General features: G+C 59.3%; 8 protein-coding genes and 4 pseudogenes. 7 read left to right on the top strand and 5 right to left on the bottom strand.

Annotated features, from left to right (window positions below; genetic code table 11):
- Positions 1-41 precede the first annotated feature (41 nt).
- A pseudogene (locus IVB05_RS32105) lies at positions 42-1,682 on the top strand (IS66 family transposase).
- A gap of 489 nt (positions 1,683-2,171) precedes the next feature.
- Here IVB05_RS32105 and IVB05_RS32100 read toward each other — a convergent pair.
- The 3 genes from IVB05_RS32100 to IVB05_RS32090 form a co-directional block, all read right to left on the bottom strand.
- Positions 2,172-3,275: a hypothetical protein gene (locus tag IVB05_RS32100; RefSeq protein WP_247780025.1), complete on the bottom strand. Its 1,104-nt coding sequence runs from the start codon at positions 3,273-3,275 to the stop codon at positions 2,172-2,174.
- A 615-nt stretch (positions 3,276-3,890) separates the two neighbouring features.
- Entirely contained in the window at positions 3,891-5,090 is a 1,200-nt protein-coding gene (locus IVB05_RS32095; RefSeq protein WP_247778958.1) for an IS91 family transposase, read from the bottom strand.
- A gap of 12 nt (positions 5,091-5,102) precedes the next feature.
- Positions 5,103-5,978 carry a site-specific integrase gene (locus IVB05_RS32090; protein ID WP_247778957.1) on the bottom strand — a complete coding sequence of 292 codons (876 nt, stop codon included), beginning with the start codon at positions 5,976-5,978 and terminating at the stop codon, positions 5,103-5,105.
- 767 nt (positions 5,979-6,745) lie between these two features.
- On the opposite strand from IVB05_RS32090, the gene IVB05_RS32085 reads away from it, so the two are divergent.
- From IVB05_RS32085 to IVB05_RS32060, 6 genes and pseudogenes are all read left to right on the top strand, one after another.
- Positions 6,746-7,570: a hypothetical protein gene (locus IVB05_RS32085; RefSeq protein WP_247780024.1), complete on the top strand. Its 825-nt coding sequence runs from the start codon at positions 6,746-6,748 to the stop codon at positions 7,568-7,570.
- A 1,069-nt stretch (positions 7,571-8,639) separates the two neighbouring features.
- Positions 8,640-9,766, top strand: a pseudogene (locus IVB05_RS32080) (GNAT family N-acetyltransferase); the annotation flags it as partial.
- Positions 9,767-10,277: 511 nt separating this feature from the next.
- Positions 10,278-10,754: a hypothetical protein gene (locus IVB05_RS32075; RefSeq protein ID WP_247780023.1), complete on the top strand. Its 477-nt coding sequence runs from the start codon at positions 10,278-10,280 to the stop codon at positions 10,752-10,754.
- 163 nt (positions 10,755-10,917) lie between these two features.
- Entirely contained in the window at positions 10,918-11,262 is a 345-nt protein-coding gene (locus IVB05_RS32070; RefSeq protein WP_247780022.1) for a hypothetical protein, read from the top strand.
- A 773-nt stretch (positions 11,263-12,035) separates the two neighbouring features.
- A complete protein-coding gene (locus IVB05_RS32065; RefSeq protein WP_247780021.1) occupies positions 12,036-12,452 on the top strand; it encodes a cupin domain-containing protein in 417 nt (138 codons plus the stop codon).
- Positions 12,453-13,191: 739 nt separating this feature from the next.
- Complete coding sequence (locus IVB05_RS32060) at positions 13,192-13,929, top strand: metallophosphoesterase (RefSeq protein ID WP_247780020.1); 738 nt, start codon at positions 13,192-13,194, stop codon at positions 13,927-13,929.
- On the opposite strand, the pseudogene IVB05_RS32055 reads toward IVB05_RS32060, so the two are convergent.
- Together IVB05_RS32055 and IVB05_RS32050 are read right to left on the bottom strand one after the other, a co-directional pair.
- A pseudogene (locus tag IVB05_RS32055) lies at positions 13,915-14,642 on the bottom strand (IS5 family transposase). The gene IVB05_RS32060 and the pseudogene IVB05_RS32055 overlap by 15 nt on opposite strands.
- Positions 14,643-15,055: 413 nt before the next feature.
- A pseudogene (locus tag IVB05_RS32050) lies at positions 15,056-15,726 on the bottom strand (IS630 family transposase); the annotation flags it as partial.
- Between the last annotated feature and the right edge of the window lie 249 nt (positions 15,727-15,975).

Genomic DNA, 15,975 nt, shown 5'->3' with positions numbered 1-15,975 from the left:
AGGGAATCCCAACGCATCAAATCTGTGATTCACTGCGTCACATGGATGCTGACCGCGACGCGATTCCGGATGACGTTGTCGCCCTGAAACAGGCGCTGGCGGTCGAGCGCGCGAAGGCTTTGGAGATCGCCGCTGAACTTACGGTCGCCCGTGCGAAAGCGTCTGAGGACGAAGCGCTGATTGCCCAGCAGAAGCTGCAGATCGCCAAGCTGAAGCATCAAATCTACGGCCAGCGGTCGGAACGTTCGTCGCGCCTGATTGAGCAGTTGGCGTTGACGTTCGAGGAGCTGGAAGCCGACGCCACCGAAGACGAATTAGCGGCGGAACAGGCCGTGGCCAAGACGACGACGGTGCGCGGATTTGCGCGCAAGCGCGGTGAACGCCAGACCTTCCCCGAGCATCTCCCACGGCATCGCGTGGTGATCGATCCGCCGACAGCTTGCGAATGCTGCGGCAGCAACCGACTGCGCAAGCTCGGCGAGGACGTGACCCGGACGCTGGAAGTGGTGCCGCGCCAGTGGAAAGTGATCGAGACGGTGCGGGAGAAGTTCTCTTGCCGCGACTGCGAGAAGGTCAGTCAGGCGCCGGCGCCGTTCCATGCCGTCGCCCGGGGATGGGCCGGCCCGAGCCTGTTGGCCATGATCATGTTCGAGAAGTTCGGCCAGCATCAGCCCTTAAACCGCCAGGCTGAGCGCTACGCCCTGGAAGGCGTGCCGATCGCGCTGTCGACGATGGCGGACGCCGTGGGTTCGGTCAGTGCGTCGCTGGATCCCCTGCTGCGCCTGGTCGAAGCCCATGTCATGGCGGCCGAGCGCCTGCATGCCGATGATACGACGGTGCCAGTGTTGGCCAAGGGCAAGACCGATACGGGGCGGTGCTGGGTCTATGTCCGGGACGATCGGCCGTTTGGTGGCGCCGGCCCGCCGGCGGCGATGTTCTATTACTCCCGCGACCGTAGAGGCGAGCATCCTCAGGCGCATCTGGCCCGATATGCCGGCATCCTGCAGGCAGACCCTATGACGGGTACAACCAGCTCTATCTGGCGGGGCGCCAGCCCGGAGCGATCCGGGAGGCGGCATGTTGGGTCCATGCGCGGCGCCCGTTCTTCGCCATGGCCGACATCGAAGAGAATGCGCGTCGCAAGGCCGCCGGTAAAAAGGAGATCCCGCTCTCGCCCATTGCGGTCGAGGTCGTGCGGTGGATCGATGCGCTGTTCGAGATCCATCAATGGCAGGAGTGCCGAGGAACGCGTTCAGGTTCGGCAGACGCTGAGCCGGCCTCTGGTCGAGGACCTTCAGGTCTATATGCGCGACCAGCTCGTCAAGCTGTCCCGCGGGCACGACCTGGCCAAGGCGTTCAACTACATCCTGAAGCGAGGGGCGAGCTTCACGCTGTTCTTGAAGGACGGACGCGTCTGCCTCTCCAACAATGCCGCCGAGCGAGGGTTAAGAGGTATAGCTCTCGGGCGAAAGGCTTGGCTGTTCTGCGGCTCTGACCGCGGTGGGCGGCGCGCGGCTTCCATGTATAGCCTAATCGTCACGGCCAAAATGAACGGCGTTGATCCGCAAGCATGGCTCACGGATATCCTTGCCCGCATCGCCGCCCACCCAGCTCATCGGCTGGACGAGCTGCTGCCCTGGAATTGGACGCCGGGATCAGCGATTGCCGCGCAAGCGGCGTGATCTGCGTATAGATGACGATGCTGGGTGGCGACTAACCCGCCCGTGGCCCACGCCGGATGCTTACTTTGGAGGCGGCGCGCACCGCATAGAACAAGCCGCCCGGGCGATCGCCGGACGGCTCATTCCGCAACTGCCGGCGCGGCGCCGGTTCCACCGCACATTGCTTATTTCGGCGGGGCCGTCGCCCTGGGGGCAGAGCGGCGGTCCCTGGTCGCCCGGTAGACATGGCCGGGGTTGATCAGGCGTCGGCCAAATCCGCACGACTATCGAAACGCTAAAACTTGGAATGCGACTGGCAACTGCAATCTCGAATTAACCCTTATGGCTATGGCGCTGGCGCTCATGGCCCACGTGCCGGCGCTGCTCGCCGGTCCGAAATTGACTCCAACCGGACTCTGACAGTCTCGGCGCTGGAGGCCGGTTGATGATATCTGCTGCACGAGCTGACTGATACTTGCCAGTTCGGAAACGCACTGAGACAGCATTGCATCAATGTTTGACCCGATTCGCCTCTACGATCTCTAGCCTGAAGTTAAATACATTCGGTTCCCTGGGGTCAACGATTGCCCGGACCCAATGCGTATCAGGGTAACCAATAGTCGATACTCTCGTGAAATTTTCGATAGTCCGTCGGCTTGTGGAGCCGAACAAAGGTTTGTCGACGCGAAAGATGTGAGTATCTCCATGCACGTAGACCACGGGCTTGCCGAAGGCCACGGTCTCCTTCTCCAGCGCAGCCAGGAACTCGTCGAAGCCAGTTGCTCTTCTCGTCTCAGGTGATTTGAGACCCAGGCCCTCCAGCATGTATCTCTGCTGCACGTATGCCGGCCAGGTATTTTCAAATTGGGGGTCGGCCTGAGCAACGATCATGATTGCTTTGCTTCCGCTCCGCGTGGCCAGATCGAAGGCTTGTCTCATCCACACCAGGTTGGCCGCGTTACGCTCTGAGTACTCAGCGTCCATCTCCGGAGTGCGGCCCAGGTTATTGTTGCTGCCTGTCACGTGGAGAGTGACGAACATTACATCACCCTGGGTCCAGCGCACGTTCTCGCGGAAGTTAGCGTAGCGGCTGTCTTCGCTCTGCCGCGTCAACCGTATGGTGCGTTGACCTAGGCTGTGATCACCGTGGAAAAACATCTGTCGGAGCTTTGCCAATCTCTCAAGCGGGTCATACGTGCGCGGCTTTGCCCGGTGACAATCGGCCCACTCGTTGTCTCCGGCCACAAATATGAAAGGATGTTTGGAGCTTTGAGCCAGACCGAGGCGATGCTTGAAAGTCTCGTCACCGCATGGCGGGAAGCCCCCGACTTGCTCGGTCCACGCGTTGCCGTCATACCAAAAATCGCCGTCGTGAACGACAAAGGCCAACTCAGCGGCGTCTATCTCCCTCATGACGTTGGCAAACTCCTTTTCTTGCCTGGCGTCATACGGCATGTCGCCGATCAGCGCGAATTCAAATCTGGCGCCTGACACTTCCCCTGCCCCCTGACTGGTGGCGCTGCTTGAAAAGAGTAGCATGAGGTAGGCAACTGTTAGGGCGAATGTCAGTGCCGTCAGCGAACACAGGCTCCAGGTGCGTGCTATGTTTCTCATATCTATCTCCGAACGGCCGGGGTTTTGGTCTCTCTTCCAGCCGGGGATGGGTTCACACCTGACGCTGTTCGACTTGGGTAGTGAAAAGGTGGCGGAAACAGCAAAAACGCCACCGCCCCACGTTCAGATTTGAACAACCTCCTACCCAAGTGTCTGGTTCCCGGCCGACGCTGGATCGCAGGCGCCGCTACATTTGTGCACTGCCGCTGACTCTGCAGGTCGCTGCCGACGAGGTCATCGAATAAAAAGCGCTTTGCTGCAGTGCATGAGTCCGATCATGTGAAGGTTTTCGGATGCCGGCCCCATGACGGTGGTGCCGCGGGCGCGGGGCCGGCGTCCGCAAACCTCCAAGGGAGGAAACCGCGGGAGGGGTACGGGGATGGCGCGGCCTACGCTATGGGGATTTGAGTGCCGCGGATGAGGTGTGTGAATGGAGTCGAGGCGCTCCAGCAGGCCGGTGGACGGTGAAACGGCTGCTGGATGAGGGGCGGGTCGCATCGACCGCAGTGAAGTGTCGGACGATTTGAGACGACGGCTGGATATCTGAGCGCGTTCTACCGTGGCCGGTCGAGAGGCAACTAGTGCGACGATCAGATTTGCGGGGGTGTGACGCGGTCATGAGGTGTCGATCTTGATTGCGGTAGGTGAAGCTGTCGGCCGATGCCGTGGCGTTGCACCGCGCGCGAAGACCTCGATGATGATCATGCGACCGCCGCAGCATGGACAAATCGGCTTGCCGGGATCGGCGGCGGCACCGGTGGGCTCGGCCTGGGAGTTTGAGACGGCGAGCAACTCACGCGCTCGGGCGATGTTGTCGGCGCGCGTGCCGCTGGCCAAAAGGCCGTAGTGGCGGATGCGGTGAAAGCCGTGCGGCAGAACGTGGATGAGGAAGCGGCGGATAAACTCGCCGGTTGGGAGTGTCATGAGCTTCTGGCGATCGCGACCATTGGCACGATAGTCTTTCCACCGGAAGGTGACACCGGTGCGGTCACAGGCGATCAGTCGGCTGTTGGCGATGGCGACGCGATGGGTATAGCGCGACAGATAGGCCAGCACGGCCTGTGGCCCGCCGAACGGGCGCTTGGCATAGACCACCCATTCGGCTCGGCGTAGCGGTGCCAGATACGCCGCGAACGCCCGCGGGTCGGCGAGAGCGGCATGATCGCCGAAGAACTTCAGATGGCCGGTGTTGTGGGCCGCGATCAGCTTCTCCAGGAACAGCCGCCGGAACAGGCGCGAGAGCACGCGGACGGGGAGGAAGAAGCCAGGTCGGCAGGACACCCAGCGCTGGCCGTCGGGCGAGACGCCGCCGCCCGGCACGATCATGTGGACGTGCGGGTGGTGGGTCATGGCTGAACCCCAGGTATGGAGAACCGAGGTGATGCCGACGCGGGCGCCGAGGTGCCTGGGGTCGGCGGCGATCGTGGCCAGGGTCTCGGCCGAGGCCTTGAACAAGAGATCGTAGACCACCGCCTTGTTCTGGTAGGCGATGTCGGCGATGGCTGCCGGCAGCGTGAACACCACATGATAGTACGGCACCGGCAGCAGATCGGCCTCGCGCGCGGCCAGCCAGTCCTTTGCCGCCGCGCCTTGGCACTTCGGGCAGTGCCGATTACGGCAAGAGTTGTACGAGATCTTGGTGTGCGCGCACTTCTCGCAGCGCGCGACATGGCCGCCGAGCGCCGCGGTGCGGCAGTTCTCGATCGCCGACATTACCTTCAACTGGCCAAGGCTCAGATGGCCGGCGTTGGCGCTGCGCCATGCCGGTCCATGATCGCGGAAGATATCCGCGACCTCCAGTGCCGGACGCGGCACGCGAGCCGCGCTTTAGGCCGGTGGCTCGACCCTCTCGATCTTGCGGGCGATATGCTCCAGCGGGCTCATGACTTGTTGGATCGTCTTGGTGGCGACGCGGGTATAGAGCGCCGTGGTGTCGAGCTTGGCGTGCCCGAGCAGCACCTGGATCACCCGGATATCGATGTTCTGCTCAAGCAGATGGGTGGCGAAGCTGTGCCGCAAGGTGTGGAGCGACACGCGCTTGTCGATCTCGGCCCTCTCGGCTGCGGTATGGCAGGCGCGATTGAGCTGGCGCGTAGTCATCGGCTGCACGCGGTCGCGGCCAGGAAACAACCAGCCCTGCGGTCGTGCTGTCTTCCACCAGGCACGCAGCAACTCGAGCAGATGCGGAGACAGCATCACGTAGCGGTCTTTGCGGCTTTTGCCTTGTTCGACGCGGATCACCATGCGCTTGCTGTCGATGTCGCCGATCTTGAGCGAGATCACCTCGGCGGCGCGCAAACCTGCGCCGTAAGCCACACTCAGCGCCGCCTTGTACTTGAGGCCCGGCGCGGCATCCAACAGCCGCGCCACCTCCTCTGGGCTGAGCACGACCGGCAGCTTGCGGGGCTCGTGGAGGAATGTGGTGTGCTCGATGATATCGGAGCGCCTGAGCGTGATCCTGAAGAAGAACCGCAACGCAGCTACGGTATGATTGAGAATCGGGATGTGCGCGCCGTTCGCCGCCAGATGCAGTTGAAAGCGCCGGACGTCCTCGAAGCTCGCCGTGTCGGGCGATCGGCCGAGGAATGCAGCAAAGTCCCTGATGGTGCGGATGTAGCCTTGTTGGGTCTTTGGCGCTAACTTGCGGATCGTCATGTCTTCGATCATGCGCCGCCGTAAAGGGCTCATGGCCTCGTCGGTCATGGGGATGCTCCTGTCTTGAGTGAGGTTGTCGAAACCCCTCGATCTCAAGACAGGACGTCCCGTTGCGCTATCGCCTTGGCTGTGCCTCCCGCCGCAGTGCCCTACCGCGCGAGCGGTTTAGTCCCATGGCACTTTTCGGACCTGACGCACCCGTCGGCGATGTCCGCTGATCGGAGAAGAGCAGAAGTTCGCGGCGCGCTCTCAAAGTGACGCGATTGACCCCGAAACGGAAGTTGGCGGCGTCTCCTTGAGCGGTAGGCTTCCGCTCGTCATGTTGCCGGAAGGCCGTGCAGAAATTCAAGCAGCGCCGCGTTGACCTCGGCCGGCCGCTCTTGTGGAAGCCAGTGGCCAGCATCCTCCATCAGCCGGACGTAGCGAAGGTCGGTGCATTGCGTGCGCGCTCGGCACCGTGTGGTTGGGGCTTTTCGTGGCGCGCGGTTTGGCCACGTTATGTCGTTAGGAAAATGCAGCGCTCCGGACGGACCCACACGGGGCAAGGAACCGTGTGACGAATCCGCGTTCTCCCGACAGGTCAGGGTTCCTTCCGTAGTTCTCCGACCGTGAACATAGTTCCGCCTTCTCGGCTGCTTTAAAAGACCACTAGCGAGCTATTAAAAAAGACGATTGACGTGCAGCTGCATGCCCATGTGCTGAGAAGCGTCGCAGGCTCAAGAACCATCTGCGTTCCATTGAATGTTAGCTCACCGTAGCGCGGATGCGCGGATCGCTCTCAGGTGGATGCCAATGCATTTGATACGGAGCACCAAATGAATTCCATGCTGGACGACAAGGTCGCGGAGGGACAGGTCGCGAGCCTGGAGGAGCAGCTTTCGAACCTGGCGCGCGAAGCGGGAGTCAGCCCTTCGGCCCGGCCGACCAGAATCCCGCCGACCAGTATTAAGACGTCTCGCGCCCTCCTGGCAGCGATTCCTCGATTGGCAGGTTGGCGCTATGTGGCTTTCGTCGGTTCTCTGTTGGCAGCATCCGTTGGTGTCGCTGCCTCGTGGTGGTCATCCTCCGTTGATCCGGCGATAATGGCCCCCGCAGACCCAGCACGTCTGACATACGCCGCGCCGGACGTCGCCGCGTCGAAAGACGTCGTGCCGACTGTCGTTGCCCTGCATTCCGAGTTGGCGCAGCAGTTTCAACCGATCGCGCACGACATCGCTGCCTTGAGCCAAACAGTCGAACAGCTCAAGGTGAGGCAAGAACAATTGGTTCGCGACAATGAAAGTCTCGCGAGCCAACTCAAGGCGAGCCGGGATGAAAGCGCGCGCAACAACAGTATCATCGACCAGATCAAGGCGGACCAGATCGAGATGGCGCGCGAAAGCCAGATGCTCACCGAGCGACTCAGCGCGAGCCAGGAACAACTCGCCCAGGTCGTCGCCAACGCTTCAGAGCCAAAGGCGATGCTCGAAGCGGCACCAAAGGTGAGCCCCGAAGAGCCAAAGGTGATGCCCGACATACCACTGCCGCGTCCGCGGCAGCCGGCCAATGTCGCCCAGACGCAAAAGCCGGCGCCAACCGCGGAGCGGTCGCAAGCCAAGAAACCGCAACCGTTATTGGCATGGCCATGGTCAGTGCGCTAATCCTCACCCTCGGGCCGTTACCGTATCGTCAGAGCTGTTGCTTCGTTGGTCGGCGATCGAGGCGGCCAGGCGGATACAATGTCCGCCTTTCCAATGAGACATATCTGAATCTCTTGCGCTGCTGGATGTTGTCGGACGGTAATTCCAAGGGCTACGCACAAGCCGCCCCTCTGAAAACTAACGCGATTAACGGACATGCTTGTTAATCGGCGATGATCTCTACTTCCACTATTGACCCTTCTTGGACCTCCACGATGTCTGCTTTTGCACCGCGCGCGGAAAAGTACTTGCGCCCGCGATCAGGTTGCGGAAGGGTTCGGGTCCGACGGCGGGCGCGCGGTTTGGGCGGGAAGCGTCGCCTGGCATCTCCCAACGCAATCCGCCATTCTTTGGTCGAGGGGACCATGAACCCGGCGAGACGCCTGCTGCTTTGGATCGTTCTTTCTATGCTTTGGGGCTGTGTTGCGGGCCCGATAGCCATCCTTATTTGGAAGCGAGATGCAGATGCGCGCGCATACGAGCGCGCGGCCGCTGCGGTTTGGGGCCAAGTACGAGAGTGACTGTGGGCCGTCGAAGAGCAAGGGGCCTTTGTGCGATTTTCCATCCGCCGCCCCACGGGCTTCTGCGATCCCGAAAGCCGTCTATCCAGCGATCGTCTTGGGACCTCCTGTGCTGCTCTTTTTTCTTGGCTGGATGCACTTTCGGGTGGCGAGGGGCAAAGCCTCGCAGTGACGGCTTCCAGTATGCCATGTGATGGTAGCTGCCCCATAACCCAAATAGGTAGCTCCAATTCCCCGCTTATCTCTTGCGACAAACCTCTTGCGACAAATTGACCGAGCGTGCTGAATAAGCACGTTGCGTAGCTTTTTGGTGGATGGATCACGTGAGGAACTGGAGCGCCCGGGGTGCATCCGTGCACCACAACTACATAGTATTCATCCTCGACAATGAAGGCCATATCATCAACCGCGCGCGCCTATCGTCGCTAAGTGATGAAGCTGCAAAGGAACGCGCCAGGCACCTCGCCAGCTACGGGCTGGCCGTGGAATTATGGGACGGCCCCCGCAGGATCGCGACCGCTATCGAAAGCCGGACGACGCAAGCAATTGCGTTGTCGCGATCAAGGCGCGTCGCAAGCGTCGAGATCGTCCACGATCTCGCCGCCGCTGAAACGGTCTGGCGCAGTCTTGAGAGTCCGAACCATTCCGCTACACCCTACCAACGGTTCGATTTTCTCGCTGCCTGGCAGCGCCAGGTCGGTGAGCGCGCGGGGCTTTCGCCGTTTCTCGTGATCGCCCGTGATGACGACGCCAGACCGCTGGTCCTGCTGCCGCTCGTGTTGCAAACAGCCCTCGGCGTGCGTTGCGCGAGCTTCATGGGTGGCAACCATTCAACCTTCAACATGGGCCTGTGGGACCGCGAATTCGCGGGGACGGCAACTGAACGTGATCTCCACTCGCTGATGGCGCTGCTCGCAGCGCGCGACGAAGCCGACGTGCTGACGCTACGCTGCCAGCCGACTTACTGGTGGGATCTGCAGAACCCGCTGCGGCTTCTGCCTCATGGGCCCTCGACCAGTCATTGCCCAGTACGCACGATCGAATCCGGCGCAACAGCCGAGAGCCTGATCAGCAAATCCCTCCGCCGCCGGCTACAGCGCAAGGAGCGCAAACTGCAGCCGCTTGCCGGCTACCGCTATCACATCGCGTCTGATGACGTCGACATCACCCGTCTGCTCGACTGGTTCTTCCAAGTCAAGCCGCAACGAATGGCCCAGCGAAAGCTACCAAACGTATTCGCCGAACCGGGCGTGCAGGAATTCATCCGCGCTGCCTGCATAACTCGGCTGGCCGCGCGATAGAAATCCATGCGCTCGAATGCGACGAGGAAGTGATCGCGATCTTCGCCGGTGTCTCGGACGGCCACCGCTTTTCCATGATGTTCAACACCTACACCATGTCGCAGAATGCGAAATTCAGCCCCGGCCTGATCCTCATGCGCGATGTCATCGATCATTTTGCGGATCAGAACTATCGCGCCTTCGACTTCGGCGTCGGCTCGTATGACTACAAGCTGCTCTTCTGCAAGGACCGGGAGCCGATCTTTGACAGTTTGATCGCGCTCAGCGTGCGCGGCCGCTTCGCCGTCGGCGCAATGTCCGCCGTCAACGAGGCCAAACGTTTGGTGAAGAGCAATCCGGCGCTCTCCGTTTTGATCTACGAGCAGGAAGAAGCCCACGACATAGGTGTCGGGCGGGCCTCGTTGGGTTTGCGCACTGGAGAGCTGTTATTCGAAACCCCGTTTACATTGACTCCTCGCATAGTCGCGCGATCGTTCGAGGGATTGGTGAAAAGACTATGGGCGTCGTTCAAAGAAGATCGAGAAGTGTCAGAAAGTCGCAGACACCCTGAGGATGGGCCGTCACTCTCCCGGACCTCAATCGGATATCCCGACATTTGAGTGGCGAGTTGTTCGCATCCGCTCGCTGTAAACTCGCAGCGGAAACGCCACTAACCCATCTCGTCACGTCACGCATTGGCCGTGACTAGTGACCTCCCACGCCGTGCGCGTTAATTAGGTCCGAAATGCGACGGTTCCAATATCAAGTACAATACATAGGCGCCGATATCAGCGGTGGACAACGAGAATATTTTGCTTGACCGTTAGGACCTTCGTTAGCCCTGCAACAGTTTTGGAGCATTGCTAAATGAGTTTCACAGATGAACTTCTCGCCCGTTCCCCTCTATCGAAAACCGACGACATTGAACGCGATATTGGTGACTTGATCCAAATCAGCCATCCCGCACTACCTCCGATCCACATCGTTCCCAACGTCGACCATCCGCTACCGAAAGGCCCCATGCCCGATTACGTCGAGCACAAGGAAGGCGTCAATCAGGTCGGCAAACTTTCCGCCGAAGCCGTTGTTCGCGAATACGATGCGGCTGTAAAAGAGATCGAAGCGCTCGGTGCTGAACTGACAGAGGCTGCCAAGAAGTGCGAGGCAACGGTTGCTGGCGTTCACTCCGTGGTGAACGAGATCAAGGAGTTGGCGGCAAACTATCGCGATCAAGGCAAGCGCTACTTCTTGCAGATCGAGGAGTGCTCGCTGATGACATCCGAAGTTCGCACGGTCTGCGAAGCTCTCAAGAAAAAAATCGCCGCGACCACCATCGCCGCTTGATGTTCCGGCCCTTGGCCGTGCCTGTTGGTGACCGCGCCGTTCATCGTCGCGGTCATCAGCATGGTATTCTAACCACCGTGAATTTAACAGCTGTGGCTTTGGGCTGTCCCGGCCGTGATCGTTGTCGGCAGCGTCCCTTGACCGTGTGATCGAGGAGTTATTGGTGTCAGCGCGAGAACCTTTGTTGGCGTCGGACGGTCGACTTCCGATTTTTGTTCTTGAAATCGACGGACTGCCGGTACTTGCCTTTGAAACAGTCGACTTTGCAGAAGCGTTGGAAATTTGTAGCGATGCCGACCTGAGGGCAGATCTGATGGCCCTCAAGTCGAATGGAGTTTCGGTTTGCTCCGCTGATTCAACGCTTAATACGCGGCCGGCAGCGCAGAAGGAGATTGAGGCGTTCGAGCACGCAGTTGGCGTTGCGCCAGCATCCGAGCTGCCAACCATGACCTTCTTAATTCGGATCGACGGAGTGATGGTGGTAACTGTCGGGCCCGAACAGTCTTGAACCCGCGCGAGCACTCCGTTCGCATACCGTCGTCGTGACTTGTCGGCTTGTCAGGCGGCCTGATGTTACTAGCGCGACTCGGGCTCACGTCTTGGCCGGTGACGGCACCGGCCTTGCAGCAACGCAAGTGCGACCCCCGACGGCACGACGCCAGTCAGCCCTGATGATCGACGCCTGGCGATTCCAAGGCCTCAACCGGACGTTTGCGCTGGGGCGAGATAGTCCCGATGCAATGAGCTAGTTGTCCTATTTCCATCGAACAGCACCGTAATGCTGTTTCTATAAATGCCTCTACCCACAACTGTGCCTATCTTTCCGGCGAGGCGGGGGCAACGAACGGATCCAAGCTCGCTCATCGTGACGCGAGTTCCAATGGGCATTTCGTCTGCATTCTCATGCATCCAAGCTAATCAACTCCTTGTCCGGCAAAGACAAGTGCCTTTCGGCAGGCTATGAGAAGTTGCCCGGGGGCTCTCTCACCAAAGCATCGGTCTCTAATCGCGCTAACTTCACAAAGGCAAAGTCAGTGTGAGAGGTAGTCACCAAACAAGACGGTCTAGTGTTCTGTCACTGACATTTGAATCCCAACTTGTCGCGAACATGATTCACTCGCGGCATGGGAAACGACTTGATTGTACTTGATCGCAAGGCTCGCAGGGAACTGGAGCAATCGACCGGCACTCTTCATTTTGCCAGTCCTAGCAGCATGTGCAATTCGCACGTCTGCGCGCGCATTGCGCATGTGGAAGAGGCAACTCCATAGGAGGATCGCAATGAAAGATGTCGACAGAAGATTCGCGCTTGCTTTCGGCCTCGCCGCCACATCGGCGGTCGTCATGGCGAAAAGTGCTGTGGCTCAACCCTATGTGCCGAATCAGGGTACGGAAATCGCTCCCGGCGTGAGGCGGGTTGACTTGGGTAAGCGTGAGTCGATGATCCCCGCGTACAAGACCGTCTCGATGCGCGACGTAGTGTATCAACCGAAATCCAAATCGACGAATCCCGGTATGGCAAACGACATGGTCTGCCATTGCCTCGAGGGCGAATTGGTGGTCAACCAAGGTCCGGGTAAGGATTTCACAGTTAAGAAGGGTGACGTGTGGAGCTGCAACAAAGGTCTCCCAGAGAATAACGAGAATGCAGGCAGCAGCGTCGCGATCATGCGGGTCATCGATCTGTTGTCCACCTAAGAGCCCCGCCAACTTTTCTCGATAAACCAAAGCTCGGCCCTACGGCCGGGCTGACTATTTGACTTGAGCGGCGCCAGCAAGGTGATGATTAGGCTGACACGCGAGCTGGGTTGGGGCTGGATGGTTCGTGCGCTCGCGCAACTCTTCATCGAACATGCCCGCGAGGTCACGAAGCCGATGCCGAAGCTCGCGTAGCCGGGTCGATCCAATCCTTTTTCGCGCGACACGATCGGTGCGGGTCGTCGGCAACTTCCCAAATGTCCGGAACTGGCACTTAGCGGACGTCGAACCAGCGCTCTGCTGGGTCTGCTACCGTGGGTAAAGCGGACATCGGCAGAGCTTACCGGCCAACCGACCACTTCCAATTAGCCTGCCTCAATCCAAGCCATGGCCTGAAATAGCGCGCCGGCCGGGTCGACTACAATGGACCTATCATGCCATTCATGCTTTTGTTTGGAGCGGCCTCCAACTGGAGAGACTAGAATTTGGATCCTACTTCGAACGTTGCGACCGGAACATCTCTGCAAGATCTGATTGAGCGAATTGGCTCAGAACATGTTGAGCGGCGACTGAAAATCGAAGTCGAGCATGAAGCCCAGCTGTTTGGACAGGGCTGATCTTTTTCAATCTTGAAAACTGGTACGCAGCGCCGTCGATTGTAAGAACTGCGCTGAAGCTGACTGGATTTTATGGTCGTGCGCGTCGAAACGCTGACCACGTCGTTGTCAAAAAACATAGCGTGGCTTTCGCCAATCTTCCCCCGGCATTTGACAATTTCACCATCCTTCACATCAGCGATCTGCATGCCGACATAAGTGTAGGCGCGATGCGGCATCTGGTTAGCGTGGTCGGTGGCCTTCAATACGACATTTGCGTCTTAACCGGCGACTATCGCGGCAAGACATATGGTCCATTCGAAAAAAGTCTAGAAATCATTGATGAACTGCAGGCCCAATTGAAGGGGCCAGTTTATGGGGTGCTTGGTAACCACGACAGCATCCGTATGGCCCCTTCGATGGAAGCCATGGGGATCTGCATGCTGTTCAACGAGTGCGAACCAATTGTTCGTGATGGACAACGTATTTTCCTGGCCGGCGTTGACGACCCGCATTTCTATCGGGCAGACGACATTGAGAAAGCCGCGTCGCAAATTCCTTCAGATGCCTTTTCGATTTTATTGGCGCACACGACGGAAGTTTACGATCGAGCGATGAGCGCCAGATTCGATCTCATGTTATGCGGACACACCCACGGAGGTCAGCTTTGCTTACCCAGTGGAATTCCGATCAAGCTGGAGGCAGCATTACCTAGATTCATGGGCGCTGGACCATGGCGCCATGGCGCCATGGTCGGATATACCTCGGTGGGCGCTGGCACGAGCCTTCTGCCGGTCCGCTTAAACTGCCCGCCGGAGATAACTCTGCCTTGCGCGATGGGCAGCAGCTCTAGGTGGTGTGGACATTTAGCGGAGCCATAGGACGATGGCGGCGAGAGTAACGACGGCCCGATAAATTCGGGCGGTCTTTTCGAAGCGGGTTGCGACGCGGCGGAACTGCTTGAGCTTTGAGAAGCAGCATTCGACCAGATGGCGCTGGGCATAGAGATGCTTGTCGAGCGGATATTTGAGCGCACGTGAAGGGTTATTGGGGATGACGGCGATCGCGCCCTTGGCAGCGATGGCTTGGCGCAAGTGATCGGCATCATAGGCTGTATCGGCCATGACGACCTCGGCGGGTAGTCCCTCGATCAATGCGGCAGCTTGCGGTGCATCGCCCCTCTGACCTGCGGTAAGCGTGAACCGCACGGGACATCCCAAGCCGCGAACGGCCAGATGTATCTTGGTGCTCAGGCCCCCGCGCGAGCGGCCGATCGCTTGATCTTCCGCTTGATCTTCAGACCCCCTTTTTTGGCCCCGCCGGCGTGCTGATGCGCCCGAACGATGGTGGAATCGACGATCAGATATTCGAAGTCCGGATCATCGGACATCGCCTCGAAGATCCGCCACCAGACACCTTTGATGCTCCATCGACTGAAGCGTCGGAACACGCTGTTCCAATCTCCAAACGCCTCTGGAAGATCACGCCAGGGAGAGCCGGTGCGCACGATCCAAAGCACGCCCTCCACGAACATCCGGTTGTCGCGGCCGGTCGAACCCTTCTGGTCTGGCCGGCCTATGATCAGCGGGGCCATCCGCTCCCACGCCGCGTCGCTCAAAACCAACCGATCCATCACACCCAAGACTGCCTCCCCAAAAGCAGTCTTGAATCTGATTTGCCCCTAAAAGGGAATCCTTAGAGTCCACACCACCTAGCTCACGAACAAGTCCGTGGCCGAAAAAATGCAGTATAAAAAATATCCGTCGCGGTATCAAATCAGAGGCAGCGCGCGGCATAAAATCAGACGTTCACTTAGGCCAGCGCCCGAACCTGAAGCATCAGCATATGGCGCATCGATGCATTCTCCTTCATGAAACATTTCTGTCAGCACTCTTTACGAGCCGAAGTTGGAATCAATGTAGGGATGTGGAGAACCGCTTTCATCGAGAGGTTGTGGCATTGCCAAGGCTTGGTCAAGAAATGACCACAGGCTAGAGCGGGATGAGTTTAGGTTTGGTCATATCCAGCGTTGGCGAAGTAATTGGCGCATTCGGCTGGTGAGACGGTGTTGAGGATCGGAGCGATAGCATCATAGACGGCCTCGGTGGTTCGCTGTGCGGCCTTGCGCAGCCAGTGTTTGAACTTGGCGAAGAACTGCTCGATCGGGTTCAGGTCGGGCGAGTATTTGGGCAGGTAGAAGAGCCGGGCGCCGGCGGCACGGATGGCGCGACGCACGGCGTTGGCCTTGTGCGAGCCGAGATTGTCCATGATGACGATGTCGCCGGGCTGCAGGGTCGGGACCAGAACCTTCTCGATGTAGAGAAGGAAGGCTTCGCCGTTGATCGGCCCCTCGATGAACCACGGAGCGGTGATGCGATCGTGGCGCAAAGCGGCCATGAAGGTCATGGTCTGCCAGCGGCCGTGCGGCACCTTGGCTTTGATGCGTTGACCGTGCGGCGCCCAGCCCCGTAGCGGCGCCATATTGGTTTTGGTCCAGGTCTTATCGATGAACACCAGGCGGGAGGGATCAATCCGATCCTGATACTTGGCCCACTGCGCCCGGCGACGGGCAACGTCGGGACGGTCCTGTTCGGCGGCAATCAGCGTCTTTTTTTGTAACTGAGCTTCTCAGCGTGGACGAACTCCCACATCGTGCGGTAATCGACCTTGAGGCCACGCTCTATCGGAATTGCGAGGTTGACAGGAGTGACAATAGCATTGCGATGTCCGTAGCCTGCACTCCGGTCGTCGCATTGATAATGCGCCACGTCTTCAATGCCTCGTCTGGCGAAATCGAACGACGAAACGAGGGATGCGGGCAAGCAAACCATGTCGAAAGCGGGGCATGTAAGCTACCCCTGCGCGCGGGCTAACCTGTACTGAGCCATTAAGACGCCAATTGGAATGTTCCATTCCTTGCTAATGGC

The organism is Bradyrhizobium sp. 170 (assembly GCF_023101085.1).
Lineage (GTDB): Bacteria > Pseudomonadota > Alphaproteobacteria > Rhizobiales > Xanthobacteraceae > Bradyrhizobium.
The sequence above is the reverse complement of the archived record's forward strand: the minus strand, read 5'-3'. Positions and strand labels throughout refer to the sequence as shown.

Coding starts and splice junctions, on each gene's coding strand:
- IVB05_RS32100 (WP_247780025.1), bottom strand. CDS start 3,275: ATGAGAAACATAGCACGCACCTGGAGCCTGTGTTCGCTGACGGCACTG.
- IVB05_RS32090 (WP_247778957.1), bottom strand. CDS start 5,978: ATGACCGACGAGGCCATGAGCCCTTTACGGCGGCGCATGATCGAAGAC.
- IVB05_RS32085 (WP_247780024.1), top strand. CDS start 6,746: ATGAATTCCATGCTGGACGACAAGGTCGCGGAGGGACAGGTCGCGAGC.
- IVB05_RS32075 (WP_247780023.1), top strand. CDS start 10,278: ATGAGTTTCACAGATGAACTTCTCGCCCGTTCCCCTCTATCGAAAACC.
- IVB05_RS32065 (WP_247780021.1), top strand. CDS start 12,036: ATGAAAGATGTCGACAGAAGATTCGCGCTTGCTTTCGGCCTCGCCGCC.